This window comes from Eggerthella hominis (assembly GCF_014287365.1).
Lineage (GTDB): Bacteria > Actinomycetota > Coriobacteriia > Coriobacteriales > Eggerthellaceae > Eggerthella > Eggerthella guodeyinii.
In genome coordinates this window covers 246,569-271,340 of the sequence record NZ_JACOOA010000002.1, presented here as the reverse complement: position 1 = coordinate 271,340, position 24,772 = coordinate 246,569, and the positions used below count along the sequence as shown (strand labels likewise).

Here is a 24,772-nt window from a genome sequence, read left to right as displayed (position 1 = left end):
TGAGAATCCTCAATCTTCACCGAGTTTACCGAACGGTTACCTTTGAGCCGGCAGTGTTCCATATAACAGCCCAAAGGGGGAAGGAGTTCGGGCTTTGCAGCGTGTTTTGCCCGGATGCACGAAAATGCAGTCGTTTTGCACAAAAAGCAGCGACGTGCGATACGGCCGAACGCCGCCTTTGTCGGCTGCGATGGCATCGCCGGTGTAATCCCAGGTCGCAAATCGTGCCAGCGTGGCGCTGCGTGCACGGTTCTTTCTGCGAGACGGTGCAAGGTGCCTCGAAGCTCGCACGTCGCTGCTTTTTGTGCGCTGAGGCGCGGATTCGAGTGCGGAAATCCTCTCGTTCCCCCTTGCTTACGATTTGCGGGAGATTGCTCTTCCCGGGTTTCGCCAGCGCCAAGCTTGGCGATAATGGTATGGAACAAAATACTTGCGACGAAAGGACGCGTGAACATGGAACGGGACGTAGCTTGGAAGAAGTACGACGACGCCGACCTTGAGGCGCTCGAGCATCTGGCGGCCGAATACATCGACTTCATCTCGGACAACAAGACGGAGCGCGAATGCGCTGCGGCAGCTATCGCGCTGGCGGAGGAGCACGGCTACCTCAGCCTCGACGACGCGGTGCGCGAGGGTCGCGCGCTCAAGACCGGCGACAAGGTGTGGGCGCAGGCGCACGGCAAGGCGCTCATCCTCGTGCAGCTGGGCGAGGAGCCGCTTGCGGCGGGCCTCAACATCCTGGGCGCGCACATCGACAGCCCGCGCCTCGACCTCAAGCAGAACCCGCTGTACGAATCGAACGGGTTCGCGCTGCTCGACACGCATTATTACGGCGGCATCAAGAACTACCAGTGGGTCACGCTGCCGCTGGCCATGCACGGCGTGATCGCCAAGAAGGACGGCACCGTGGTGGACGTCCAGGTGGGCGACGACCCGGACGATCCCGTGTTCTGCGTCACCGACCTGCTGATCCACCTGGCGGGCAAGCAGATGGCGAAGAAGGCCAACGAGGTGGTGGAGGGCGAGGACCTCGACATCCTCATCGGCAATCGCCCGGTTGTCAGCGCCGCGCAGGATGCGGACGCAACCGCCACCCCGGCGGACGACGCCGAGAAGGAGCCCGTCAAGGCGTTCGCGCTCAAGCTGCTGGCCGAGAAGTACGGCATCGACGAAGAGGACTTCCTGTCGGCCGAGATCGAGATCGTTCCCGCCGGTCGCGCGCGCGACCTCGGGTTCGACCGCAGCATGGTGATCGGCTACGGCCAGGACGACCGCGTGTGCGCCTACACCTCGCTGGTCGCGCAGCTGGCCGTGGAGCAGCCGGCGAAGACCGCCGTGTGCGTGCTCGTGGACAAGGAGGAGATCGGCAGCGTGGGCGCCACCGGCATGGCGTCGCAGTTCTTCGAGAACACCATCGCCGAGGTCATGGAGCTGGCGGGCGAGGGCGGCCCGTTGCCGCTGCGCCGCGCGCTGGCGTCCTCCAGCATGCTGTCGTCCGACGTGTCCGCCGGCTTCGATCCCGCTTACGCGAGCGCCTTCGAGGCGAAGAACTCCGCGTTCCTCGGGCGCGGCCTCGTGTTCAACAAGTACACGGGCAGCCGCGGCAAGAGCGGCTCCAACGACGCGAACGCCGAGTACGTCGCGCGCATCCGCCGCGTCATGGACGATGCGGGCGTGTCGTTCCAGACTGCCGAACTGGGCAAAGTGGACGTGGGCGGCGGCGGGACCATCGCCTACATCCCCGCCAAATACGGCATGGACGTCATCGACTCGGGCGTGCCGGTGCTGTCGATGCACTCCCCGTGGGAAGTCACCAGCAAAGCCGACATCTACGAGGCGTTCAAAGGTTACGAAGCGTTCCTGAAGAACGCGTAGGATGCGCTTCGTAGAGTACGAAAGCTGTGAAAAACATCGCTAGGCTGTGAAATACCGTGGTCGCTGATCGGAGGACAAAGAGAGGCGATCACGGTGAAGATCAGCGAAGCAGTGGAAGATTACGTTCTGGAAATCGAGATACGCAAGTATGCGGAAAGAACGGTTGCGACCTACCGGGATAAAATCAGATGTTTCGGACGCTTTTGCGAAGACGAAATAGGCATTCATGAGCTTAGAGAAGTAACCTCTTCGCACGTAAAGCGGTATACCCAATATATGCTCAAAAGAGGATGCAAGGGGAGCTACATCAATAGCTGCCTTAAAAGCATCAAGAGCTGGATGGCTTACAGCTATGAGGAGCATGGCGAAGGTTTTGACGCATCGCGTGGTGGGATAAGATGGGTTAAGGAAGACAGACCGCGCATACCGATCTACACTCCCAAAGACGTTCGAAAGATGCTAGGCAACTGTAAGGGTCGACGCTTCACGGATATCAGGGACGCAGCGATCATAACGATGCTTTTCGAAACCGGTATTCGAAGCAACGAACTCTGCTCTATCAGACCCTCGGACATTCAAGAGAGCTTTATCGTTATCGCCTATGCAAAAGGTGGAAAGCATAGAGCTGTTCCCATAACTCCCATACTCAAAAAAGCTATGCTCCGATTTGAAAGGGCTAGGGAAAGCTATTTCAGCTGTCGCCGGAACGAGCCTTTCTACTTCCTTTCGTTTACGGGAAAACGTCTCACTCATAGCGGAATGCAACACATCCTGAATAAGAGAAGCGAAGGTATTACCGGCGCGCGTTGCAGCCCTCACACGTGTCGGCATTTCTATGCCCAGCAGCAATTGAAGAACAAGATGGACGTGTATTCGCTCTCGCGTTTGCTTGGGCATGAATCGGTGTCTATTACTACGGCATATCTGCGCAGTCTTGGGGATGCGGATATCGTTGAAATGGCAAGGCAAAGCTCCGTGCTTACGAGCCTGTAAAAACAACGCCGTAGGTAGAGGCAATCGAGGGAATAGACGATTTCACGATATAGAGCGTAGTCGATCCTTCCCGATAACGAAACAGCCCTGTCCGTCGTGTTGGGCGACGGTATGCAAAGGAGACGCGAAATGAGCAAGTCCAAGAAACAGAACGCCAAAAGCGAGAAGAACCGTAGCAAAGCAGAAGAGCTGAGCGTCAAAGTCGAGAAGCCACCCATCCCTGTGGGCGTGCTCGATTGCGTTGTGGAGATAGCCGACGAAGCGAGGCAGCTGTACCAGGCTGTGGAATGCGCCAACACGGCGATGCAGACGGAATTCAACGACCCCATGGACTACATGGAGGGCATGATCGCCGTCCTGCTGTCGGCTTCGGACGAGCTTGCTGCGAAGTCCTCGGCGTTGAAGCGCGAGCTGTGCGACATGATGGATCAGGAGTGCGATTGATGTTCGCATAACCCCAATTCACCGACAACAATCAAAAGGAGTGCGATCAGCGCTCCTTTTTCTATTCAGCTGGCTCGTTGTTTAACTGGATAGTGCGATCTCTAAAGCGTTTATCACTTCTTGAGGGGAAAGATCGAGAGCTTGGGAGTAATCGAATAGTTCGTATACCTGTAGGCTTCGTTCTCCCATTTCGATTTTAGACACGTAAGACTGGGGTTTGTGCAGCTCTTTTGCAAGTTGAGCCTGAGTGATGCCAGCATCGATCCGCAGCCGTTGGAGGCACCTGCCTATCGTCTTGTTGGCTTCGATGTTCATTTTGCCAACAATAGGTGATAGTATAAAATATCCCAATTTGGGATATTGCTTTGACAATCGCTTGTTTCTGGGAAGTGGATCGGAAGGGGATTTAATGAGCGACTGTATGGAGATGCTATTCCTGCCTGCTTTAGCGGTTGGCGCGGTCTGCGGTTTCGTATCTGCGAGCATAGGGAAACGAAAAGGCTATAGCTACGGCGCTTTCTTCGCTCTAGGCCTCTTCCTCGGCGTAGTCGGGCTGATAATCTCCCTGGTCGTGCAGGACAAAGGCAATCAAGCCTCTGATGCTGCGGACGCTTTGCTCAAATACAAACAGCTACTCGATCTCGGGGCGATAACCCAAGAGGAGTTCGAAGTAAAGAAAAGCGAGTTCCTCTATCTATCCTCGCGGAATAGCGAGATGCCCCATGTCCCTGTTCTGTACGTCGAAGAGGAGGACAGCTGGAAAGGGTATTGGGTTTGCCCCGACTGCGGCAAGAACTGGTACGTCAAAGGTTACGAATCCGGCGCATGCTGCGGCAACGAAGAATGCGATTGCATGGTTGTGCTGGACAGGTGATCAGGCAAGCACTGTTGAATAGCGAAGAATAAACGATGGAAGGGGAACCATGGCTCTAATCGAATGCCCAGAATGCGGCAAAGAAGTTTCAGGTTTCGATGGGTGGGGGTCGCGGAAACGCGAAGCAGATCGAGTGCAACCGTCCTTATTAAATTGCATCCTATTGAAAGGGGATCGTGTCATGGAATCGAAAAAATTGGCAGCGCTTTGCATAGCAGGAACTCTTGCCTTGGCGTTATCTGGGTGTGGATACAGCGGAAGCACGGAGGTAAACCCCCAGAAGGAAGCGGCTATCGCGGAAGAGGAAATCCTGTCGACTGGCGCTGTGAGCTATGCCTCAATGCATGATAAAGATGAAATCCAATCAATAATCGATAATCATTACGGGTATTTGACTGACGAAGGAAAGACGGGGTGTCTTCTCGCTTTGAGCGTGAAAGAGTCAGAAGAGGAAGTTGTTGGCTGCATCATGCAAAAACATAATGGTTCGGGGGCGTTGTATTCCACCGTGGATCTTACGGGCTATTACCCTAATGACCCCGTGCTCACAAACACCGGCCAGTTCGGGAGCCATTATGACTTTTCCGCAGAGGTATCATATTCGGCTGAGATGGCGCATAGCGGGCACACGGATTCTGAGTCTGAAACTGCGCACGGGGGCATCGTTGTAGATATCGAAGACAAGTTCACTATGGTGTCATTTGATTACCTCTTGTAATCCCTTTGTCGTATTGCCTCGCTAAGAAGAATCCGAACCAGACAAAGGGGATCAAAATGAGCTTAGTTCGTTGCCCGAAATGCGGCAAGGAGATACCAATCGAAGAAGACGAATGCCCTTCATGCGGATATGCGCCGATGTTGAGGAGCATGATGCGGGATTCGCAGAAAAGGTCAGCCGAGCAAGAGGCTTCTAAAGCTACGGAAAGTGATAGTAGGGAAGCGGGAAGCGGCGAGGCAGAGCAAAGCTCAAGCGGTAGCGACAGCCGAGAAGAAAGCGCCGTCAGCCCAAGCGATGGCAAACACCAAAAGGATGATGCCGGGAGCGACCCGAAAGCAAGCGCCAGGAAAAGAAACGTCATTATCGCAGCCGCATCCGGCTTCGGCGCGGTTCTCGTGCTCGTGGTTGTCCTGTTCGCAACGCATGTCATTTGCTTCCATGAATGGTCTGACGCAACCTGCATAGAACCGCAAATCTGTTCTATCTGCCAAAAGACGCGAGGCGAGCCAATCGGACATGATTGGATGGACGCTACTTGCACGGTGCCGAAAACATGTAACAGATGCAGTCAGATCGAAGGATCGGCTCTTGGACACAAGTGGTTTGAAGCAACTTGGGAAAAGCCCAAAACCTGCACCGTATGCAAAGAAATCGAAGGTGAGAGTTTGGAATCCACCTACAAACAAGGTGTGGAGTGTTTCTCCGAAGGGAACTTATCGAGTGCAAAGAATTTGCTTAACCGTGTTGCCGATTTCGAAGAAGCCGTCAACTATCTCACTCTTATCGATAGGGTTGCAGCATTTAATGGAGCATATGCAGCGCCTGTCAATGCATGGGGGAAGGAGGATAAATGGATAGTGCTGGAAGACGGACACGTCTCAGAGTATACCCATTACAAAAAGGCGGGGTATGATGCTGGTTTTGATGCCGACTATGTTCCCGAAGAAGAGGGTGATGTACTCGTCCTTATTAACAAGTACGAATATCAAGGAACCAGCGCTTTCAAAAACGACCGCTATACGCTAACCGAAGAGAATGGGATAAAAACCATAAAACTGGACGCGAGTTTTGGGGATGACGATACCTTCACTCCGTCAGATAAAACCAAGAAGGAATTCGACAGTAATCTCGATAAAACCCCTCCGAAAAAAAGCTCCCTCTATCGGAATGACTGCTGAAGAAGTGAAAAATTCGACTTGGGGTTCCCCTAGCAAGATTAATACCACTAAAACTGGCAACGGGACGCACGAACAGTGGGTCTATTCCACTAGCAGGTACGTATACCTGGATAACGGAGTTGTGACAGCTATTCAGGAGTAACAACCAATAGGTGGTGGGGAAGCGAGAAACCATCTTTTGCGGAAACTGGTCAAATTGATAATGGGCATAGGAGTTTGACTAGTAGCGGAGTATTCGCAATAAGGGTCTTTGCTCGAAAGGGTGAAGACCCTTATTATGCTGATGTAAGTCTATACGCTGAATTAAAAGTAGATGAAAATTAGGCATAATATGGAAGCGAACAATTTGAGGAGCTATGATGGGTCTATTTCAGCCGGATACTTGCTGCGCGATCTGTGAGACGAAACAAGGGGATGACGAGCATTTCGACAAGTGCCGCATCCTCTTTGATGATGGTATCAGGCGCTTGTCTTTCGTTTGTCCGGAGTGCATGGCAGAATATGATTTGCGTGGCGAAAGCGATGCAGATGAAGAGCTAGATTTAGAAATTGGATACGAACCGCCGCACTATGTTCCGAAGGAATCTATGGCCGAACACGCGATAAGCGCCGTCGATGATGAGGATGAGCCAGAACTGGGCAATATTGACAAGGGCGATCGGTGATTCTTGCGGTTTTGATACTATTGGATATGCAAGCCAATCTCATTCCTATCTTGCTGCATCATCTGGCCGAACCCAACCCACGGTGAAATCCATTTGCAACCTATAGAAGAACCTCTTTGATACCCCATTTTCTTTATAGGAACGCACGCTGAAGACCCTAGGAGGCGAGATAGCCACCTCCTAGGGCAAATACCCATATTGGCTGAATCAAGAAATCAGCCCGTTTTAGATGCCGAAAAACCTATAGCATACAGGTAAGGTTTCAAGCCACGGATGCTTATAGAAACTACCCGTTCGAATCTGATATCGAAATGCTTTTTTGGAGGTATGGCAACCGATGTTCTTTTCCCTCTTTGCTTAGGGGAAACGGGAGCCGATCACGCTCTAAGGCACGCAAACCTTCTTTCATGGGCAAATACCCATATCGAACGAAACGAAGGAAACAGCTCTCTCAAAGGTGCCGAAACTCTAAGGCATGGCAGGCGATGTAAACGAGACTAGCCAGGTCTTTCGACAGTATCCAAAAGTCGATTTGAAAGCCGAATATCTATCTCGGATTTGATGTACTCACTCCAAAGAAAAGCATTGATAGCGACCTATGATAACGAGGCTGCGAACACCTCTTTTCTTAGGGAAAACGAGAGTATTCGACGCTCTAAGACGAGGTAAGCAGCTTTGCGGGTGAATACCCCATCTTGCGAGAAGTGAAGGAAACAATCTTTCAGATACCTTGAAAATGCAGAGGAAAAAGAAGTCGCAAATGCATGCAGGAATTGAACAACTGACGATGAAATTACCGGGGGACAAAGCCAATCGGAGTAATTAATCATCCGTATTGGCTTTTATCCTACTTCCTCAACCATTTTGAAAACCTTGCTGCAACGATATACAACCTGTAATCTTACGAAAGGGTCACGCGCCTCGTCCATTCCTCCTCAACGCGCTCGGTCACATGAGCGAGCATCTTGATGTAAGACCAATAGGATTCCCACGTCTCGGCACAGTTCTTTTCATAGTACTCACGAAAAGCCATGAAGTTCTCTCGCTCTTTATCAAAGAGTTCGCCATTACGATAGAAAATCTCTATCTCCGCCCAAAGCAGCCTGTCCAGCTTGTCTGGGTCTATTCCTAGCTCCATCGCATGAGTAAGCCATTCTTCTTTTGGATAACCCGACATATGTGCAACGGTTTCACAGTAGTCTGCATCTGTAGTCAACCGTTCGAGTAGGTTCCGTCCGTTTCTCTGCTCTAAGATATCGTATATCTCCGATTCCGTGTTTTTGTTGGGGCACCCGTATGTAAGATAATATGTCTCACGGATATCGTTATAGGGTACGACTTCTTCAAGCATGTATCTCACGCTTTCTAACTCTTCGGTACTGAGCTTTTCGAGGCTTCGTCTCCCACCTTTCTTGATCTTAGTCAATTCTTTCTCTTTATGTTCGTCGAGTGTTCTAGCGCTGTTCTCCCAAAGCAGTTTTATCTTTTCATCCTCACTTGTTAAAAACGGTTGAACTTCGAACCGGTCGTAGTTTGAAATTGCCTGAGTAAACTTTGACAAAAACGCTTCTCCCCATTTTTCCTGCACCTTCGAATATATCTTTTCGTAGTTCTCAGTTCGAACGAATGGCGCTAGCTGCCGACTCGCTACATTAGTTTTTTCATTATTCATAATTGTCTCCTTATTACATTTTAATTATTTTGCTTGTTCCTAATTTGCGGTCAGTTCCGCACATACTTGTCGATGATGTATTTGCACATGGGCGCATCGTCGGTCTTTTTTGAAACGAACTCCAATACATCATCAGCCACCCGATTATTGAAGGCTTTCTTGCTCTCCTCAATTTCTTTAGGGCTGAACATAGCGAGTTCTAGAGGATTAAAAACAACTCTGCGAACCTTTTCAATCCGGGAATACTTGTGATCTGAAAGCGCTTCAAAATCAAAATCGAAACACAACTCACCTTCGTCATCGCAGTCCATAGAAATGCCTTGATCGTTGGCGACATCGGAATTGATCGCACTGGTCACGTATTCAATCATCTTTTTCCAATTACCGCTTTTTGCTACCGCACTCAGATGGTCAAGTTCATGACTGCCCATGTACGTATTGCTGTACTCATCCCATGTATCGAGCCATTCATCGTGGAACTCGACTTCATCCGGGCAATCTGCCTTATGCGCCACTATTCCGTATCCGAGCGCAAGCCCCTCAGTCCGATTGATTTTGTCGAATATCAGAGTCCTGGTCTTTTCGTTCAGCTTGTCCCTTATCCTCTCCAACGCGGTCTCGAACCTGATGTAAAGATGCAGCTGCTTCGCCCCCTCTTCGATCATCTTCTCAACGCCCTTGATTCTTTCGACAAAGATGTTCCGTTCTTCAAGAACCTCCGAGAATTCACGCGAGGCGGCGAATATTCCTTTTCTGTACAGCCCGAAATGCCGAGCAATTTCCCCGTTGGAGAAATATGCGATATGCATGTCATCGCTGACTTTGTATTGCAATTTGCAATGTCGGAGGAAGTTTCCGATGATGCGGTCAAACTCGAAGCGCAACGATTCGGGTCTACCAGCCCCTTCTCTTGCGCCGCCGTTGCTCGCCCTGCCGTCTATCTTGGGTTTTGGAGGGACATGCAATTTCGTAGGTACGAACTTTTGAGTGGTAGGATTCGTCCACTCAAAAAATCTTCCCCAATTCTTCTTTTGGCTTTCTCTCGCCCCTCCTTTTTTCCTCTCCTCTTCGAAGAGGAGGCGTAATTCGTTGTAGGTATATGTTTCGTGCAGTTCGATAGGCAACCGCCCTTCCCTGTAGTAGACTTCTTCAATGGGCATAATGACCCACCTCCTTTATTGGATTGTTTTGTTTGATCTGAAAATGAACGTGATTTGATTATCCCCTTATAAAAATTGATAAGGGGAATTTCGATTATCGTTCGTTTTTTCGTTAGCGGTGTTCGCGCTTGGCGCTAACCGATCCTTCTTCGAGATTTATTTTTTTTATTTATCCCCCTTTCTCCATTGACAGCCCCTTGTTTCTTGCTAAAATATAGATATTAAATTCATAATAGGTTTATTGTGTCCTATAGTATGATATATGACATCCATTATAAACCATTTTCAGCTTAATCATTCTACAATTTAGCGGAATCATAGAATCTTCATATCGTCATGCTTGAATGCGTATCTTGCGGCAGCTCCGGCTGTTTCGCGACACTGAGGGGCAAGCGGTCGGAATCGTAAATCAAGCGGTGGGTAAACAGATGAACCGCATACAGCCTTTGCGGTCGGAATTCTTTGCTTTGGAAGTTTTAACTGCCCGCCTACAATTCCAAGACTGGATAGCTTGCTCAAATAGCATATGCTTCTTGGCTAGTACACGGAGAAATAAGACCTCGAATATTCTCTGATGGGTGTTTGGTTGTTCTGGGGTGAAGCAGGTGCTTAGAGGGCTGGGAAAGGGCGTTTGGCGCTTATGCGAGGGGTAGAGCGTTCGGCTCGCCCTAGCTCCTCGAAGCCCTGGCCAAACCCTTTTCCTCGGCAAATCTGTAGAGCGTGCTCCGGCCTATGCCCGTCTTGGAGCAGATTTCGGGAACAGATTTGCCCGCGTCCGTCTGATACAAGTGCAGGGCCATGTCCAAGGCGTCCTGATCCACCTTGGGGCGACCGATGGGTTTCCCTTGCGCCCTTGCCGCCGCACGTCCCTCCGCTGCGTTCTCAAGGATGATCTGGCGTTGGAACTCGGCGACACTGGCGAAGATATGGAACACCAACCTTCCTGCGGGGGTGGTGGTGTCTATCGCCTCCTTCTTGCTGTGGATCTCGACCTTCATTTGCTCGAACCTGTCCATCAGCTCCAGCAGGTCGCGGGTGTTCCTCCCGAGCCTCGAAAGCTCTGTGATGTATACTTCGTCGCCCTCGCGCAAACGGGACAGCATGTCCTGCAAGGCGGGGCGGTTGGCGTTCTTGCCGCTCGCCTTGTCTATGAAGATGCAGGAGTCCTCGATCCCCAGCTCCTCCGCGTAAGTTGTCTGCCTCGCCTCGTTCTGGTCTTTGGTGGAGCATCGCGCGTAGAAGAACCTCATCGCCGTTGCCTCGTTTCATATAGTCCCAATAATCTAATTGCTATTATATATTGGGACGTACGATATTGGAACGACTTTCGGGACGGTATTCCGGCCTTTTCGAACGGTTTAGCGTGCGATTGGAGGAGCGTCCCAAAAGTATGATTATTGGGATTCGAATGCCGCTTTTGTCAATTCTGGATCTGTATCTTTCAACCTGTTTTCCACAATATATTGTGGAAAACAAATGTTCTATATACAGTATTGTGAGCTACTTGAACTTCAAGTAAAATGGCATTGTATCTGGATGACAGACGCGCCGAAAGGAGGTGATACCATGGCTACTCACCACGGAGGCAAGGTTGGAAAAGCTGGGAAAACCCTGGCTTCGAAGTCCAGTTCTAAATCAGCCAAGAGCGGTGCTGGTAAGACCCTTGCCAATCATAAAGCTAGCAAACATTAGCTAGCCGCCAGCCCCGGGCGTGGTACGGGGCATTGAACTAATAACGATAGCCTTATTTTCGCTTTGCCAGAGTGATCGTATTGTAGTTTCATGGTGTCGTAAAGATTGGGTAGAATATGGAGATGTCGCTCTCAGAAGAGCTTTTGCATACGACGATAAGGATTGAGTCGAGAACTCCTCGAGGGATTTGCACGGGAACAGGTTTTTTCTTTAGTTTTTGCGTAAAGGAAGACGCCTCGATACCTGCTATCGTTACAAACAAGCACGTCGTTAAGGATGCTATAGAGGGGAATTTGGTTTTTTCTTTAGCCGATGGTAACGGAAATTTGACCGGAGAGGTTCAGTCCGTGCCAATACAAAACTTTCGACAAAGTTGGATTTTTCATCCTGACGATGATGTTGATTTGTGCGTCTGCCCTTTTGCGCCCCTGCATCAATTGTTTGACAATCACGAGCGACGACTCTTCTACAAATCTCTAAATGCTGATAATCTGCCCAAGTCAAAAGACGTTGACGCTTTGAGTTGTATTGATCGCATTACGATGATTGGGTATCCCAATGGCCTTTGGGATGAAGCAAATAATTTGCCTATTGTCAGAAGCGGGATAACGGCAACCCCATTCAGGTATGATTATCTTGGGAAGAAGGAATTCATGATCGATTCTGCCTGTTTCCCGGGGTCGAGCGGATCGCCTGTGTTCATATATGATCAAGGTTCTTATTCCCAAGGCAATGATCTTTTTGTGGGAACACGGCTCTTTTTGTTAGGGATAATGTACGCAGGGCCTCTCGCAACAGTAGACGGAAAAATCGTTATGAGTAATACGCCCCATGTCGAATCAAATATCATGATGAATCTTGGAATGGTAATTAAGTCCGAGCGTCTTTTGGAATTCGAGCCACTCTTGAGAGGCATCTTGGATACGTCCTCCGACTGATCGAGTCAACAAAAGTCTTGCTTAACGGACGCAGGCATGAAGAAAGCTTGCGAGATTTGCACGTAGCTCAGTTTGTTTTGTTGTGGCTGCGTCGTAAGCGCCTGTGATTCTTTGTGCGGTTATCGACGTGGAATAACTTGGTAAATGAGAGATTTTAAGAAAGCATAGCGCATGCTGCTGGTTTGTCATAAGAAAAAAGCTGTAAATGATTCTATGAGGAGTGGTCTATATCGACAAAGACGGAGGAGCTAACCTATCCAATCTCGTTGAGAAGGTTTCGTCCGAAAGGATGAAAAGCTCTGCATTCGACAGGCTGCCGAAGACGGAGGGCTGGCTTGCCGGAGGATTTTTTAGCGGTGTCGATTTTAGGTTGGCAACCAAGAACATCTCTTCACATTTTGAAAAATGTCAGTCCATTACATCGCGAATAAAAGAATTTGCACCAAATATAAACTCTTTTTGGAACGAGCACGCTGACACATTCGAGAAGATACAGTCCGTGGCGCAAGGTTTAAACCAGACGATTGCGTTTGTCGATTGCTGCAAAAAGACAGAATGGCCTATCTATTGGGACGGTAGCAAAGAGTTTGAAGAAGAAATAGCCGGTATCGCTGCATGGAGCGAAGACGAAAGTCAGCTAAAAGCCTCGGTAACAGAAGCTGTCCTTTCGTATTACGCAAATTCAAAACTGGACGAAATCGGTGATCGATGGTCTAAAAGCAGTCTTGTAAACGCAGGTCAGCTGACAATGATGAAGGATGCTTTGAAAAAGCATGAAGCCGGTGACTACCTGGCTTCAACAACTCTTCTAATGTGTCTTTTTGACGGGCTAGTTACCAAATTTTGCACAACTGCGTTAGAGTCAGGGCTTCTTTCAGATGAGGATTTCGATTTCGTTCTAGAACACCACAACTTACGTAAACGATCGAATATGAAGCTTCCTGCTCGCGCCAAAGTTACTTCGCTTGTGTTTTGCACTAGTGGAGGCGTTTTGCATTGGGATGCATCGTCTGAGTATATTACCAATACTATTCTGACTGGTCGTGATGATTGGGAGGGGTTAGCAGCGGCCAATCCTCTTAGGAATAAGATATGCCACGGACTTCAAACAAACCACGGAACGATCGTACACTCTTTGAAAGCCATTTTGGCATCCGATTTGATTCTTCGACTTGGGGTCATTGTTGAAGCGGCGCTACTCGAAGAATCTGAATGACCCTCCCGTCCGGCACAGTGCTTGATTCGGTGTATATTATAACCTGTGACGTACGTGTCACGGAAAGTACAGGTTCCGATATCGGTTGACCTGCGGTAACAGTTTGTTTTTCATGGCTTTGTTCAGTTAGTACGGCATGGACGTGATCGACTCGGGCGTGCCGGTGCTGTCGATGCACTCCCCGTGGGAAGTCACCAGCAAAGCCGACATCTACGAGGCGTTCAAAGGTTACGAAGCGTTCCTGAAGAACGCGTAGGAGCCGAAATCGCGAGGGGCGGGACGCGGCGAAGGCGTCCCGCCCCTCGTCGCGAGTGCGCGGTGCGGCGTTCTTACGAGCGCTTCCGTTCGATGCGGTTGGCGTAGCCGTCGCCTGCTGCCTGGATGATCTGGACCAGCACCACCAGCACCACGATGCACGCGATCATGATTCCCACGTTGTAGCGCTGGTAGCCGTACCGGTACGCGAGGTCGCCCAGGCCCCCGCCTCCCACGAGTCCCGCCATGGCCGAGAATCCCAGCAGCGAGATGGCGGTGATGGTGACGTCCTTCACCAGCGGCACGTGCGCTTCCGGCAGCACGATGCAGAACATCGTTTTCAGCTTGCTGGCTCCGCTGGCGAACGCAGCCTCGATCATGCCCCTATCCACTTCGGCCAGCGATGCCTCGCTCAGCCGCGCGAAGAAGGCAACCGCCGCGACGGCCAGGGGAATCACCACGGCCTCGGTGCCGATTTTCGTGCCCACCACCAATGCCGAGAGCGGCAGCAGGAAGATGAGCAGGATCAGGAACGGAATAGAGCGCACCACGTTCACCGTCACGCCCAGCACCTTGTTGAGCAAGGGGCTGTTTATGAACAGGTGCGTGCTGGAAGCGTAGAGCAGGATGCCCAGCGCGCCGCCCGCCACGATGGCGATGACCAGCGCGATGCTGCACATGAACGCGGTTTCTCCCAGCGTTTTGCCCACTTCGAGAAGAATCTCGCTGATGTTATCCGGCATGCTTCAGCACCTCCAGTTGCTCGACCTGCTCTTTCAGATGCGCGGTCGCTCGGTCGATTTGGTCGTGAGCGCCCTCGGCTCGCACGTACAGAATGCCGAAGGGCTTTTCGTTGATGTACTCGATCTTTCCGTGCAGGATGGAAAGGCGCACGTCGAACAGCTTCCCCGCCTCGAACAGCACGGGTTCGGTGGCGTTTTCCCCTGCATAGGTGAGCTTGATGATGGAGCCGCTTTGCTCGAACACGTCGCTCGGCAGGGCGAAGTTCTGGGAGTGCCGCACCAGGCCTCGCAGCATCTCGGACTGCGGGTTGGAGAACACCTCGTAGGTCTCGCCTTCCTCCACCACGCGTCCGCCGTCCATCACCGCGACGCGATCGCAGATGCTTTTTACCACATCCAGCTCGTGAGTGATGACCACGATGGTCACGCCGAGCTGCTCGTTCACGCGTTTCAGCACGTCGAGCACCGATTTCGTGGTTTCAAGATCGAGCGCGCTGGTGGGTTCGTCGCACAGGAGGATGCGGGTGTTGGCGGCCAGGGCGCGCGCGATGGCCACGCGCTGCTTCTGCCCGCCGCTCAACGTTTGGGGGTAGGAGTCGCGCTTCTCGCTCAGCTTCACGAATTCCAGCAGCTCGGTCACGCGTTCCTCGATGCTCCGCTTCTTCCAGCCGGCGTTCTTCAGGGGGAAGGCCACGTTGTCGTAGACGGTTTTGGCGTTCCACAGGTTGAAGTGCTGGAAGATCATGCCGATGCCGCAGCGCGTTTCGCGCAGGCGGGCTCCGGTTTGGCCCACGATGGACGTGCCGTCGATCACGATATCTCCCGCCGTGGGCGCCTGTAGGAGGTTGATGGTGCGCACGAGCGTCGACTTGCCGGCGCCGCTCGACCCGATGATGCCGAACACCTCGCCTTCCCGGATGGTCAGGCTCACGTCGTCGACGGCTGCGGCGGAAACCCCGTCTCGGGAAAACTCAACCTGGAGGTTTTTCAGCTCTATCATGGAACGCCCTTCCTTTGCGACGGTTTTCTCGTGCGAATCTCGCACGAATCTCGCACGAATCTAGTACGAACTCGGTTTGCCGAAGCCGGCGAAGATGTTGTCGGGGTCGTCGATGACGCTTTTGAACGCGTCGGACTGCACGATGCCTTTCACGGCCTGGGCGAATTCGGCGTCGGCGTCGGCGCCCTGCACGGCGATGACGTTGTAGTATCCCTCGGACAGCTGCTCGACGTACGCCGCGTCGGCAAGGTCGAGGCCTGCGCCGATGGCGTAGTTGCCGTTGATCACCGCAGCGTCGACGCTGTCCAGCACGGTGGGAAGCACTTCGGCGTTGACCTGCTGAAACGAGAGTTCGCGCGGGTTTTCCGCGATGTCGTTCACCCCTGCTTTCGCGGGATCGACGGTGGCGTCCAGCGTGATGAGGCCGGATTGCTGCAGCACGCGCAACGCTCTCGACAGGTTGGTGTCGTCGTTGGGGATGGCGACGGTGGCGTGCGGGGACAGCTGGTCGAGCGAGCCGGCTTTGCCCAGGAACACGCCCATGGCGGCGGTGGGCACTTCGACGACGGATGTGAGGTCGAGGTTGTGCTGGCTGGAGAAGCTCTCCAGGTAGGTGGCATGCTGGAACAGGTTGAGATCGATCTCGCCGTCGGCCAGGGCGTTGTTCGGCTGCACGTAGTCGGAGAATTCGACGTACTTCACCGTGTAGCCCTGCTCGGTCAGGGAGGGCTCGATGGCCTGCTCGAACATGTCCTGATACGGCCCTGCGCACACGCCGACCCGAATGGTTTTGGCGTCGGCGGCGCCGTCGGCCGACGTGCAGCCGGGCAGGATGAGCAGGGCGGCGGCTAGGCAGGCGACAAGGGCTGCGATGACGCGGCGGGTTCGCGGCGGGCGCGATTCGGAAGGGGCTTCAGGGGATTCGTTGCGGGTCATGGGTTCGATCCTTCGTCTCGATGGGTGCGAATACGGTTGGTGGACGGGGTGGCAGGGCATAAAAAAGAAGCCGCGGGGCTTCCTGTTCTCATCTGCCGTGTCGTTCCCGGTGCGCTGAGGGCAGCAGGAAGGCTGGATGCGGGTGAAAGCGGGCGCCGGGATGCGTGAGCTGGGGCGATTGCATTCGCATGAGCACGGGTTCTCCTCTCGTCGGTGGGGTGAAAGCATTATCAACGGACGCCGCGCTGGAGGCAAGGGGTTTGGTCATTCGTAGTTTTGGACAGTAGTTATCTATAAATTAGATAAACAGGTTAGCGATAATTCAGTTTACGTAGGCGGGGGCGCAGAACGGGAGGCGCTTCGAGCTGACGATGCGCCGTACGCTGCCGAACTGTCAATTGGCCGCATCGTCGTTTTCCGCTACACTGCTCGCATTGCATATGCGCGCCCGCGACGCTCGATCCGGGCGCTTTTCGATAAGCGAGGATTCATGGCTCGAGAAAAATTCGGCTCGCGCTTGGGGTTCATCCTGATCAGCGCGGGGTGCGCCATCGGGTTGGGTAACGTGTGGCGCTTTCCCTACATCGTGGGGCAGTACGGCGGCGCGGCCTTCGTGCTGCTCATCATGTTCTTCCTGCTGGTGTTCGCGCTGCCCATCCTCATCATGGAGTTCTCGGTGGGGCGCGCCAGCCAGAAGGGCATCGCGCGCAGCTACGACACGCTCGAACCGGCCGGGTCGAAGTGGCACCGCTTCAAGTGGATCGCGCTGGGCGGGAACTACCTGCTCATGATGTTCTACACCGTGGTGACGGGATGGATGCTGGCGTTCATGGTGCGCAGCGCCATGGGCACGTTCGAGGGGCTCGATGCGTCCGGCGTCTCGGCGGTGTACGACGCGCTGCTGGCGAACCCCGTCGAGTCGGCCGCGTACATGGTCCTCACGGTGGGCATCGGCGTGGCGGTGACGCGCGCGGGCCTGCAAAAGGGCATCGAGCGCGTGACGAAGGTGATGATGGGCGCGCTGTTCGCCGTGCTCGCCATCCTGTGCGTGCGCGCGGTCACGCTGCCGGGCGCGGGGGAGGGCCTCGCGTTCTATCTCATGCCCGACTTCGGGAAGCTGTTCGCGGGGGCCACGCCGCCCGAGCAGTGGGGCACGTTCTTCGAGGCCGTGTTCGCGGCGATGGGCCAGGCGTTCTTCATGGTGTCGGTGGGCGTGGGGTCCATGTCCATCTTCGGCAGCTACATCGGCAAGGATCGGCGGCTCACGGGCGAGGCGCTCAGCATCGCGGGGCTCGACACGCTCGTGGCCATCATGGCGGGCCTCGTCATCTTCCCGGCGTGCTTCGCGTTCGGCGTGGAGCCGGGCGCGGGCCCGGGGCTCGTGTTCGTCACGCTGCCCTCGGTGTTCTCGCACATGCCGTTCGGCCAGCTGTGGGGCGCGCTGTTCTTCCTGTTCATGAGCTTCGCGGCGCTGTCCACGGTCATCGCGGTGTTCGAGAACATCGTGGGCTTCAGCATGGACGAGTGGAACCTGCCACGCACGAAGGCGTGCCTGGTGAACGGCGCGGCGCTGGCGCTGCTGTCACTGCCGTGCGTGCTGGGCTTCAACCTGTGGGCCGGCGTGGAGGTGCCGGGCATCGGGAACATCCTCGACATCGAGGACTTCCTCATCTCGAACACGGTGCTGCCCATCGGCAGCCTCGTGCTGCTGCTGTTCTGCACGTCGAAGCGCGGCTGGGGCTGGAACGCGTTCATCCGCGAGGCCGACACCGGCAAAGGCATCGGCTTTCCGCATTGGACGCGTCTGTACGTGCGCTTCGTGCTGCCGGGCCTGATCACGGTGGTGTTCGTGGCGGGCTACGTGCCCATCGTGCGAACCTGGCTGGGGATGGGATAGGCCCGCAGCGCCGGAGGGAAGGCGCTGCGGGCCTCGAATGCGGCTTAGATCTCGCTCTTCACGGTTTCGGCCATGAGGTAGCCGTAGTTCATGGCGGCGTCGAAGCCCATCGCGTAGGGCCGGCCGTCCTTCTCCTCGATGGATCCGCACACGTCGCCCGCCGCGTACAGGCCGGCGACGGCCTCGCCCGCCTCGTTCAGCACGCGTCCCTCGGTGTCGATGGCCAATCCGCCCGTGGTCAGGTAGAACGTGGGGATGCAAGACACCACCCAAACGCCGTCGTGCGTGTCGAGGTAGGGCAGCTTCTTGCGCCCGAACTCGTCCTCCTCGCCGGCGAGCGCGTGGGCGTTGTGCGTCTCGAGCGTGGCGGCGAGGTCGGTCAGCCCCAGCTCCTCGGCGGCCGCTTCCACGGAATCGTAGTGCACCATGTCGCCGCGGTGCTCAAGGCACTTGTAGGTGTCCATGGCGTACAGCTCGTTCTTGTTCGTGGTGATGCGGCCCGCTTCGTCGGTGATGTAGTAGAACGCGCCGCCGTTGGCTTCGTCGAGCAGCGCGCGTCCGAGCACGCCGTGGTTGTCCGACATGATGTTGCCGAACTGCTTGCCCGACGCGTTCACGAGGATGCCGGGCGTGGTCTGGTACAGGAAGGCGATCTCGAAGTTCGAGCCGGCCTGGTTCGTGGTGGACAGGAACGCGCCCAGGTCGCGGCCCATGCATTCGATGGCGCCGCCCGCTTTCTGACCCAGCTCGATGCCGTCGCCGGTGGAGCCGGGGGCGCAGTTGAACTTGAAGTCGGCGTACTGGGGGTAGTGCTCCTTGATCATGTCCTTGTTCGCCGCGAACCCTCCCGACGTGAGGCACACGGCCTTCGCCGTGACGGTCCAGGTGGAGCCGTCGCGCCCTTCGGCTTTGAGCCCGGTCACGCGACCGTCGGCATCCTGCACGAGCTCGGTCACCTTCGTCGCGTACACGATCTGCCCGCCGAGCGCGCCGATGCGGTCGACCAGGAAGTCCTTCGCGTATCCGCAGCCGCCCATGTAGCAACCGGGGGCCAGGTACGGCGTGACGCCGTACGCCTTGTTCACGCCCAGGCTGTAGAAGCCCACGCCGATGCCGTGCATCCAGTCCACGAGCTGCCCCGAGTTCGAGTACATGGCCGTCTGGTACGGCATGGCGCCATCGAAGCGGTCGTTCTCGGGGACGAGGTACTTCTGCATGACGCCCAGCATGCCCTCCTTGTTGTACATGGGGTTGTCGTCGGCGCGGCCGAGCGCGTAGTTCGTCTGCAGCTGCGATTCGGCGGCGGCGACGCCCGAGTACGTCATGGGCATGGAGCCGCCGGCGAGGTCCTGCTTCTCGAAGAGCACCACCGTCTTGCCGGCTTCCAGCAGGCGCGTCGCCGCAATGAGCCCCGCGGTGCCCGCGCCCATGAACGCCACATCCACGTCGGCGGTCTGCGCGGTGCCGCCGCTGGGGGCCGTGGCACCCAAGCGGAAGTCCTTGGGGTTGCCGCCGGCGTTCGTGATGGCGTCGGCCACGGCGCTTTGCACGGCCATCGAGGTGGTGGTGGCGCCGGTGACCGTGTCGACGTCGAGGTTCTTGGCCTCGAGGATCTTCGCGGCCATCATCGGCGCGGCGGTCGATCCGATGCCGATGGTGTCGTCGCAGCGCAGCACGCTGATGCCCGCGATGTCGCCGCCGGCGACGGTCACCTGTACCAGCAGGTTGTCGTCGTGGCCCATGGCCGTGCCGATCCACTTGCCGTCGGTGAAGCTTTCGGGCACGCTCTTCTTCTCCGGCTCGGCATCCTTCGCCTGGCCGTCGCTCGCCTGCTGCGGCGCGGCGCACCCCGCCAAGCCGCCCAGCGCGGCAACGCCGCCGAACGCGAGCGATCCCTTGAGAAAGTCCCTGCGATTGAGTTCCATGATGAAGCTCCCTCCTCGATCGGTCGACGGGGCGCCGGCGTCGCCGCGCCTCGTCGAAATGAACGAAGCGAGTATCGCCAGAAGGGGTGGTCGGAGTCGACCCCGATAATCGGTACACGTGTCGAAATCGACGGTTTTCGTCTCGCCCATTTTCGGTTATTTTTTGCGTATAGCCTGGTCAATGACATTTGCATGCGGGGAACTGCGGGCGGTTTTCCAGCCGGTGCCCGCGTTGTCCCGCGCAAGACAAGGTACAATGCAACCGGGAGGAAATTGCGTGTCGAACAAGTTTGCAGGCATAGCCCTCGGGGCGCTCGGCTTCGGTCTGTGCAAGACCGCGATTTCCGTTGCCTACATCACGGCGATGGGGTCGGTGTCCTCCACCGTCGGGTTCGTGTCCGAGCTCGACTTCATGTTCGCGATGAACGCCGCTTCGTTCACGACGGCGCTCGTCATCATCGCGCTCGTGCGCGCGGGGCGGCTTCGCCCGGGCGCGCTGTCCCAGGTTCCGGCGGTGATCGCGCTGCTCGTCGGGTTCTTCTTGAGCGCCACCGGCGTGATGACGGGGCTGCCGTTCGCGGTGGCGGCCGTGTTCTACGGCGTGCTGTGCGGCTTCGCGCTCACGGTACTCAACGCCGCGTGGCTCGAGGTGTTCGTGGCGGAGCCCGAGGCCGCGTACGGCGTGTACCAGATCGTGGGCGGGCTCGTCGTGCAATGCGTGTTGGTGTCGGTGCTGCCCCTGCTGGGATCGCTTGCGGCAAGCGTGCTGTCCATCGTGGCGGTGTCCGCTTCGGCGTGCCTGCTCGTGCGGTGCAAGCGGACGCTCGCGTTTGCCGAGCACGCCGCGCTCCTTCCCGCCAGCCGCGGCGATCGCCTCACGCTGCTGCAAGCGTGCCTGTGCCTGTTCGTGCTGGTGGGCGTCGTGGGCATCCTGCATACCACCGTGCTGGGCTCGCAGTCCGAGAGCATCGTGGGCGATGTGAACATGTGGATGCCGCTGGTGGCGGCGACGGCGATCACCGCGCTGGTGGCGGGGCTGACCATGCGCCATCCCGATCCCACCGCCGTCTACAAAGGCTGCCTTCCCGCGATGCTGGCGATCCTCTCGCTGCTGCCGTTCTTCGGCGAGGCGCTCGGCGGGTTGGCAGGCCTCGTCATGATCACGTGCTACGACGTGTGCGGCATGGTGTTCCTGCTGTTCATCGTCGATCGGGCGCGCACGCTGCGCATGTCGAGCTATGTGCTGTCCAGCGTGTACCTGGGCGGCTCGGGCCTGTTCTTGGTGATCGGCCTGTCCATCGGCAGCGCTCTGGGCGCGCTCAGCGCCGACTACGGGCTGTCGCTGCTGACGCTGCTCGCGTTCGCGGCCATCTACCCGCTGGCCATCGTGCTGGTGGTTGCGCTGCGCCGCGCGCACCCGCAGGACGCGTCTCCCGCTGCGGCGGGGGAGGGCGGGGAAGGCGCGCCGAGCGCGGATGCCGTTCCCACCGTCGACGACGCGCTGGGCGCGGGCGTCGACGCGGTGGCGGCGCGGTTCGAGCTGACGCCGCGCGAGCGCGAGATCCTGGGCTACCTGGCGCGCGGCCGTTCGGCCAAGTTCATCGCCGAAACGCTGGTCATTTCCGAGAACACCGCGTGGGCCCACATCAAGCGCGTCTACGCGAAAACCGGCGTCCACTCCAAACAAGAGCTCATGAGCGTCGTCGAGCAGCAAGGAAGAAGCCGCTAGAAACGAAAAGCGCCCTATGGCCGTGCGCCGTGCACCCCGCATGTTTTTCTCCATATTCCCTGGGAATGCTCGCGTGGGCGGGGCTCCCGTGGCTATAATAGCGGGTAACACCTGAGTAACGGTGGACTTGACGACGCGATCGCGCGCCGCCGGGACGCCGGATCACCGCACCGATCGCAGATGGAGGAGTTCATGGCATACTATTTCGACGAGCCGTCCCGTACTTTTAACGAGTATTTGCTTGTCCCCGGCTATTCGTCGGCCCAGTGCATTCCCGCCGACGTCAGCTTGAAGACGCCGCTCGTGAAGTTCAAGCGTGGCGAAGAAGCCCCTATCTCGTTGAATATCCCCATGGTGTCCGCCATCATGCAGGCCGTGTCCGACGACGGCATGGCCATCGCGCTGGCCACCGAAGGCGGCCTGTCGTTCGTCTACGGCTCGCAGACCATCGAGAACCAGGCGGCCATGGTCGCCCGCGTCAAGGACTACAAGGCCGGCTTCGTGACGAGCGACGCGAACCTGTCGCCCGAGATGACGCTCGCCGACGTGGTGGCCCTCAAGGAAGAGCACGGCCACTCCACGATGCCCGTCACCGCCGACGGCACCGCCCACGGCAAGCTGGTGGGCGTGGTCACCGATCGCGACTACCGCCTGTCCCGCATGTCCATGGACGCGAAGGTGGCCGACTTCATGACCCCGCGCGAGAAGATGATCGTGGCCCCGGCCGACACCAGCCTCAAGGTTGCCAACGACATCATCTGGGACAACAAGCTGAACTCGCTGCCCGTGGTGGACGACGACGATTGCCTCATGTACCTGGTGTTCCGCAAGGACTACGACTCGCACAAGTCGAACCCCAACGAGATGCTGGACTCCCACAAGCGCTACATGGTGGGCGCGGGCATCAACACGCGCGACTACGCCGAGCGCGTGCCGGCGCTCGTGGAGGCCGGTGCCGACGTGCTGTGCATCGACAGCTCTGAGGGCTATTCCGACTGGCAGAAGTTCACCATCGAGTGGATTCGCGAGCACTACGGCGACGACGTGAAGGTGGGCGCGGGCAACGTGGTGGACGCCGAGGGCTTCCGCTTCCTGGCCGATGCGGGTGCCGACTTCATCAAGATCGGCATCGGCGGCGGCTCCATCTGCATCACGCGCGAGCAGAAGGGCATCGGCCGCGGCCAGGCCACGGCCACCATCGAGGTGGCGAAGGCCCGCGACGAGTACTTCGAGGAGACGGGCGTCTACATCCCCATCTGCTCCGACGGCGGCATCGTGTACGACCATCACCTGACCCTGGCCCTGGCCATGGGCGCCGACTTCGTCATGCTGGGCCGCTACTTCGCCCGCTTCGACGAGAGCCCCACGAACAAGGTGAACATCAACGGCTCCTACATGAAGGAGTACTGGGGCGAAGGCTCCGCGCGTGCCCGCAACTGGCAGCGCTACGACCTGGGCGGCGACAAGAAGGGCATGTCGTTCGAGGAGGGCGTGGACAGCTACGTGCCCTACGCCGGCACGCTCAAGGACAACGTCGACCTCACGCTGTCGAAGGTGAAGTCCACGATGTGCAACTGCGGCGCGCTCACCATCCCCGAGCTGCAGGACAAGGCGAAGCTCACCGTGGTGTCGTCGACGTCCATCGTCGAGGGCGGTGCCCACGACGTGGTGCTCAAGGACAAAACCCCCTACGTGAGCAGCACCATCCACTAAGCCGCTCGCACTCAGCGCGCCAACGCACCTCGAAGCGCCGTCCGCACCCGCGGGCGGCGCTTTTTTGTCGAAAGAACGCATAGCGCGTGCTACATGAACAACACAAACAAATGTTTCACGTGAAACATTTGCATGGGATGCCTTCGGGCTTGCTACGGCCGCGCTGGCCGCAGGCGCGTTCCTCGCCGTCAGGACGGTAGCGCGGAGACGCTCGGGTTCGCTTCGATGATGGCGTGCAGCTCGTCGATGTAGCGCAGCAGCAGGTCGCTCGGGCGGCGCTCGTTGTGCATGATGTAGCCCACCTGCATGGCCTCGTCCACGTCGAGCGGAATGCTGGCGATGCCCGAGTGCATCTCGGCCGACAGCACGCCGGTTGACAGGGTGTAGCCGTTGTAGCTGGTCAGCAGGTTGGTGAGCGTGCCGCGGTCCGAGATGCGGATGTTGCGCTTGTGCGGCAGGTGGCTGAGCGGCTCTTCGGAGTAGTAGAACGAGTTGGTGGTGCCCTGCTCGAACGAGTAGCGCGGGTAGTCGGCCAGGTCGTCGGGCCGCAGCAGCGCGGCGCCCGCCAGCGGGTGGTGCTCGCCCACGAACACGTGCACGCGCGCGTCGAACAGGGGAGCGTAGGCCACGTCGGCGTCGTCGAACGCTTTCTGCAGCACGCGCCGGTTGAAGTCGTCGGTGTACAGGATGCCCACCTCGCTGCGGAACGTGCGCACGTCGTCGATGATCTCGGCCGTGGTGCTTTCGCGCAGGATGAACTCGTACTCCTCGCCGACGCATTCCTCCACCACGTTCACGAACGCCTGGACGCTGAACGCGTAATGCTGCGTGGACACGGCCAGCCGCAGGTGGGTGGAGCCCTTGTCGGCGTAACGCATCTCCAGCATGTCGGCCTGCTCGATCACCTGGCGCGCGTAGCCCAGCAGCTCGGTGCCGTCGTTCGTCAGCGTCACGCCGCGGTTGCTGCGCGTGAACACGGTGATGCCCAGTTCCTGCTCCAGCTCCTTGATGGCGGTGGACAGGTTCGACTGCGACGCGTACAGGTTCTGCGCCGCCGCGTTGATGGAGCCGTACTCCGCGATGGCGATGAGGTAGCGCAGCTGCTGAAGGGTCATGGGAGGTGCCTTCCGTGCCGGGATGGTTCGTTCG

At 56.7% G+C, this 24,772-nt stretch carries 21 protein-coding genes and 1 pseudogene; 13 read left to right on the top strand and 9 right to left on the bottom strand.

Annotated elements, in window-relative coordinates:
• The first annotated feature begins 453 nt into the window (after positions 1–453).
• The 3 genes from H8S61_RS05930 (at position 454) to H8S61_RS05920 (ending at position 3,312) form a co-directional block, all read left to right on the top strand.
• Entirely contained in the window at positions 454–1,875 is a 1,422-nt protein-coding gene (locus H8S61_RS05930; protein ID WP_186938312.1) for an aminopeptidase, read from the top strand.
• A gap of 93 nt (positions 1,876–1,968) precedes the next feature.
• The gene (locus H8S61_RS05925; RefSeq protein WP_186938311.1) at positions 1,969–2,868 is read left to right on the top strand and encodes a tyrosine-type recombinase/integrase; all 900 of its coding nucleotides are present in this window, start codon (positions 1,969–1,971) and stop codon (positions 2,866–2,868) included.
• A gap of 129 nt (positions 2,869–2,997) precedes the next feature.
• On the top strand, positions 2,998–3,312 hold the full coding sequence (locus H8S61_RS05920) for a hypothetical protein (RefSeq protein WP_186938310.1): 315 nt from the start codon (positions 2,998–3,000) through the stop codon (positions 3,310–3,312).
• Positions 3,313–3,393: 81 nt separating this feature from the next.
• On the opposite strand, the gene H8S61_RS17700 is transcribed toward H8S61_RS05920, so the two are convergent.
• Entirely contained in the window at positions 3,394–3,627 is a 234-nt protein-coding gene (locus tag H8S61_RS17700) for a helix-turn-helix domain-containing protein (RefSeq protein ID WP_186938309.1), read from the bottom strand.
• A gap of 106 nt (positions 3,628–3,733) precedes the next feature.
• Between H8S61_RS17700 and H8S61_RS05910 the strand changes: the two genes are divergently transcribed.
• From H8S61_RS05910 to H8S61_RS05895, 4 genes are all read left to right on the top strand, one after another.
• Complete coding sequence (locus H8S61_RS05910; RefSeq protein WP_222617616.1) at positions 3,734–4,186, top strand: SHOCT domain-containing protein; 453 nt, start codon at positions 3,734–3,736, stop codon at positions 4,184–4,186.
• A gap of 49 nt (positions 4,187–4,235) precedes the next feature.
• A complete protein-coding gene (locus tag H8S61_RS05905) occupies positions 4,236–4,904 on the top strand; it encodes a hypothetical protein (protein WP_186938307.1) in 669 nt (222 codons plus the stop codon).
• A 56-nt stretch (positions 4,905–4,960) separates the two neighbouring features.
• Positions 4,961–6,082 (top strand): TFIIB-type zinc ribbon-containing protein, encoded by a 1,122-nt coding sequence (locus H8S61_RS05900; protein ID WP_186938306.1) that lies wholly within the window; start codon positions 4,961–4,963, stop codon positions 6,080–6,082.
• A gap of 356 nt (positions 6,083–6,438) precedes the next feature.
• Entirely contained in the window at positions 6,439–6,747 is a 309-nt protein-coding gene (locus tag H8S61_RS05895; protein ID WP_186938305.1) for a hypothetical protein, read from the top strand.
• A 901-nt stretch (positions 6,748–7,648) separates the two neighbouring features.
• On the opposite strand, the gene H8S61_RS05890 is transcribed toward H8S61_RS05895, so the two are convergent.
• The 3 genes from H8S61_RS05890 to H8S61_RS05880 form a co-directional block, all read right to left on the bottom strand.
• A complete protein-coding gene (locus H8S61_RS05890; RefSeq protein ID WP_186938304.1) occupies positions 7,649–8,419 on the bottom strand; it encodes a hypothetical protein in 771 nt (256 codons plus the stop codon).
• 50 nt (positions 8,420–8,469) lie between these two features.
• A complete protein-coding gene (locus H8S61_RS05885) occupies positions 8,470–9,579 on the bottom strand; it encodes a hypothetical protein (protein ID WP_186938303.1) in 1,110 nt (369 codons plus the stop codon).
• A gap of 668 nt (positions 9,580–10,247) precedes the next feature.
• Complete coding sequence (locus H8S61_RS05880) at positions 10,248–10,829, bottom strand: recombinase family protein (protein WP_186938302.1); 582 nt, start codon at positions 10,827–10,829, stop codon at positions 10,248–10,250.
• A gap of 558 nt (positions 10,830–11,387) precedes the next feature.
• On the opposite strand from H8S61_RS05880, the gene H8S61_RS05875 reads away from it, so the two are divergent.
• The 3 genes and pseudogenes from H8S61_RS05875 to H8S61_RS05865 all read left to right on the top strand — a co-directional run.
• Positions 11,388–12,209 carry a S1 family peptidase gene (locus tag H8S61_RS05875; protein ID WP_186938301.1) on the top strand — a complete coding sequence of 274 codons (822 nt, stop codon included), beginning with the start codon at positions 11,388–11,390 and terminating at the stop codon, positions 12,207–12,209.
• Positions 12,210–12,429: 220 nt separating this feature from the next.
• On the top strand, positions 12,430–13,425 hold the full coding sequence (locus tag H8S61_RS05870) for a hypothetical protein (RefSeq protein WP_186938300.1): 996 nt from the start codon (positions 12,430–12,432) through the stop codon (positions 13,423–13,425).
• A gap of 130 nt (positions 13,426–13,555) precedes the next feature.
• Positions 13,556–13,681: pseudogene (locus tag H8S61_RS05865) on the top strand (hypothetical protein); the annotation flags it as partial.
• Positions 13,682–13,754: 73 nt separating this feature from the next.
• Here H8S61_RS05865 and H8S61_RS05860 read toward each other — a convergent pair.
• From H8S61_RS05860 to H8S61_RS05850, 3 genes are read right to left on the bottom strand one after another with little or no spacing between them, the layout of a single operon-like run.
• Entirely contained in the window at positions 13,755–14,423 is a 669-nt protein-coding gene (locus H8S61_RS05860; protein WP_160941925.1) for an ABC transporter permease subunit, read from the bottom strand.
• The gene (locus H8S61_RS05855) at positions 14,413–15,423 is read right to left on the bottom strand and encodes a methionine ABC transporter ATP-binding protein (RefSeq protein WP_186938299.1); all 1,011 of its coding nucleotides are present in this window, start codon (positions 15,421–15,423) and stop codon (positions 14,413–14,415) included. Before H8S61_RS05855 ends, H8S61_RS05860 begins: the two co-directional genes overlap by 11 nt.
• 60 nt (positions 15,424–15,483) lie before the next feature.
• Positions 15,484–16,359 carry a MetQ/NlpA family ABC transporter substrate-binding protein gene (locus H8S61_RS05850; protein WP_186938298.1) on the bottom strand — a complete coding sequence of 292 codons (876 nt, stop codon included), beginning with the start codon at positions 16,357–16,359 and terminating at the stop codon, positions 15,484–15,486.
• 490 nt (positions 16,360–16,849) lie between these two features.
• On the opposite strand from H8S61_RS05850, the gene H8S61_RS05845 reads away from it, so the two are divergent.
• Entirely contained in the window at positions 16,850–18,256 is a 1,407-nt protein-coding gene (locus tag H8S61_RS05845) for a sodium-dependent transporter (RefSeq protein WP_186938297.1), read from the top strand.
• A 44-nt stretch (positions 18,257–18,300) separates the two neighbouring features.
• On the opposite strand, the gene H8S61_RS05840 is transcribed toward H8S61_RS05845, so the two are convergent.
• Positions 18,301–20,181 (bottom strand): FAD-binding protein, encoded by a 1,881-nt coding sequence (locus tag H8S61_RS05840; RefSeq protein WP_186938296.1) that lies wholly within the window; start codon positions 20,179–20,181, stop codon positions 18,301–18,303.
• A gap of 277 nt (positions 20,182–20,458) precedes the next feature.
• Between H8S61_RS05840 and H8S61_RS05835 the strand changes: the two genes are divergently transcribed.
• Positions 20,459–21,910: a helix-turn-helix transcriptional regulator gene (locus H8S61_RS05835; RefSeq protein WP_186938295.1), complete on the top strand. Its 1,452-nt coding sequence runs from the start codon at positions 20,459–20,461 to the stop codon at positions 21,908–21,910.
• 192 nt (positions 21,911–22,102) lie between these two features.
• Entirely contained in the window at positions 22,103–23,623 is a 1,521-nt protein-coding gene (locus tag H8S61_RS05830) for an IMP dehydrogenase (RefSeq protein WP_160941919.1), read from the top strand.
• Positions 23,624–23,811: 188 nt separating this feature from the next.
• Here H8S61_RS05830 and H8S61_RS05825 read toward each other — a convergent pair whose 3' ends face one another.
• On the bottom strand, positions 23,812–24,738 hold the full coding sequence (locus H8S61_RS05825; RefSeq protein WP_160941918.1) for a LysR family transcriptional regulator: 927 nt from the start codon (positions 24,736–24,738) through the stop codon (positions 23,812–23,814).
• Positions 24,739–24,772: the final 34 nt, after the last annotated feature.

Bases quoted from the DNA above. Each gene is read 5' to 3' on its own strand.
- H8S61_RS05930 (WP_186938312.1), top strand. From the start codon at position 454: ATGGAACGGGACGTAGCTTGGAAGAAGTACGACGACGCCGACCTTGAG.
- H8S61_RS05920 (WP_186938310.1), top strand. From the start codon at position 2,998: ATGAGCAAGTCCAAGAAACAGAACGCCAAAAGCGAGAAGAACCGTAGC.
- H8S61_RS17700 (WP_186938309.1), bottom strand. From the start codon at position 3,627: ATGAACATCGAAGCCAACAAGACGATAGGCAGGTGCCTCCAACGGCTG.
- H8S61_RS05910 (WP_222617616.1), top strand. From the start codon at position 3,734: ATGGAGATGCTATTCCTGCCTGCTTTAGCGGTTGGCGCGGTCTGCGGT.
- H8S61_RS05905 (WP_186938307.1), top strand. From the start codon at position 4,236: ATGGCTCTAATCGAATGCCCAGAATGCGGCAAAGAAGTTTCAGGTTTC.
- H8S61_RS05900 (WP_186938306.1), top strand. From the start codon at position 4,961: ATGAGCTTAGTTCGTTGCCCGAAATGCGGCAAGGAGATACCAATCGAA.
- H8S61_RS05895 (WP_186938305.1), top strand. From the start codon at position 6,439: ATGATGGGTCTATTTCAGCCGGATACTTGCTGCGCGATCTGTGAGACG.
- H8S61_RS05890 (WP_186938304.1), bottom strand. From the start codon at position 8,419: ATGAATAATGAAAAAACTAATGTAGCGAGTCGGCAGCTAGCGCCATTC.
- H8S61_RS05885 (WP_186938303.1), bottom strand. From the start codon at position 9,579: ATGCCCATTGAAGAAGTCTACTACAGGGAAGGGCGGTTGCCTATCGAA.
- H8S61_RS05880 (WP_186938302.1), bottom strand. From the start codon at position 10,829: ATGAGGTTCTTCTACGCGCGATGCTCCACCAAAGACCAGAACGAGGCG.
- H8S61_RS05875 (WP_186938301.1), top strand. From the start codon at position 11,388: ATGGAGATGTCGCTCTCAGAAGAGCTTTTGCATACGACGATAAGGATT.
- H8S61_RS05860 (WP_160941925.1), bottom strand. From the start codon at position 14,423: ATGCCGGATAACATCAGCGAGATTCTTCTCGAAGTGGGCAAAACGCTG.
- H8S61_RS05855 (WP_186938299.1), bottom strand. From the start codon at position 15,423: ATGATAGAGCTGAAAAACCTCCAGGTTGAGTTTTCCCGAGACGGGGTT.
- H8S61_RS05850 (WP_186938298.1), bottom strand. From the start codon at position 16,359: ATGACCCGCAACGAATCCCCTGAAGCCCCTTCCGAATCGCGCCCGCCG.
- H8S61_RS05845 (WP_186938297.1), top strand. From the start codon at position 16,850: ATGGCTCGAGAAAAATTCGGCTCGCGCTTGGGGTTCATCCTGATCAGC.
- H8S61_RS05840 (WP_186938296.1), bottom strand. From the start codon at position 20,181: ATGGAACTCAATCGCAGGGACTTTCTCAAGGGATCGCTCGCGTTCGGC.
- H8S61_RS05830 (WP_160941919.1), top strand. From the start codon at position 22,103: ATGGCATACTATTTCGACGAGCCGTCCCGTACTTTTAACGAGTATTTG.
- H8S61_RS05825 (WP_160941918.1), bottom strand. From the start codon at position 24,738: ATGACCCTTCAGCAGCTGCGCTACCTCATCGCCATCGCGGAGTACGGC.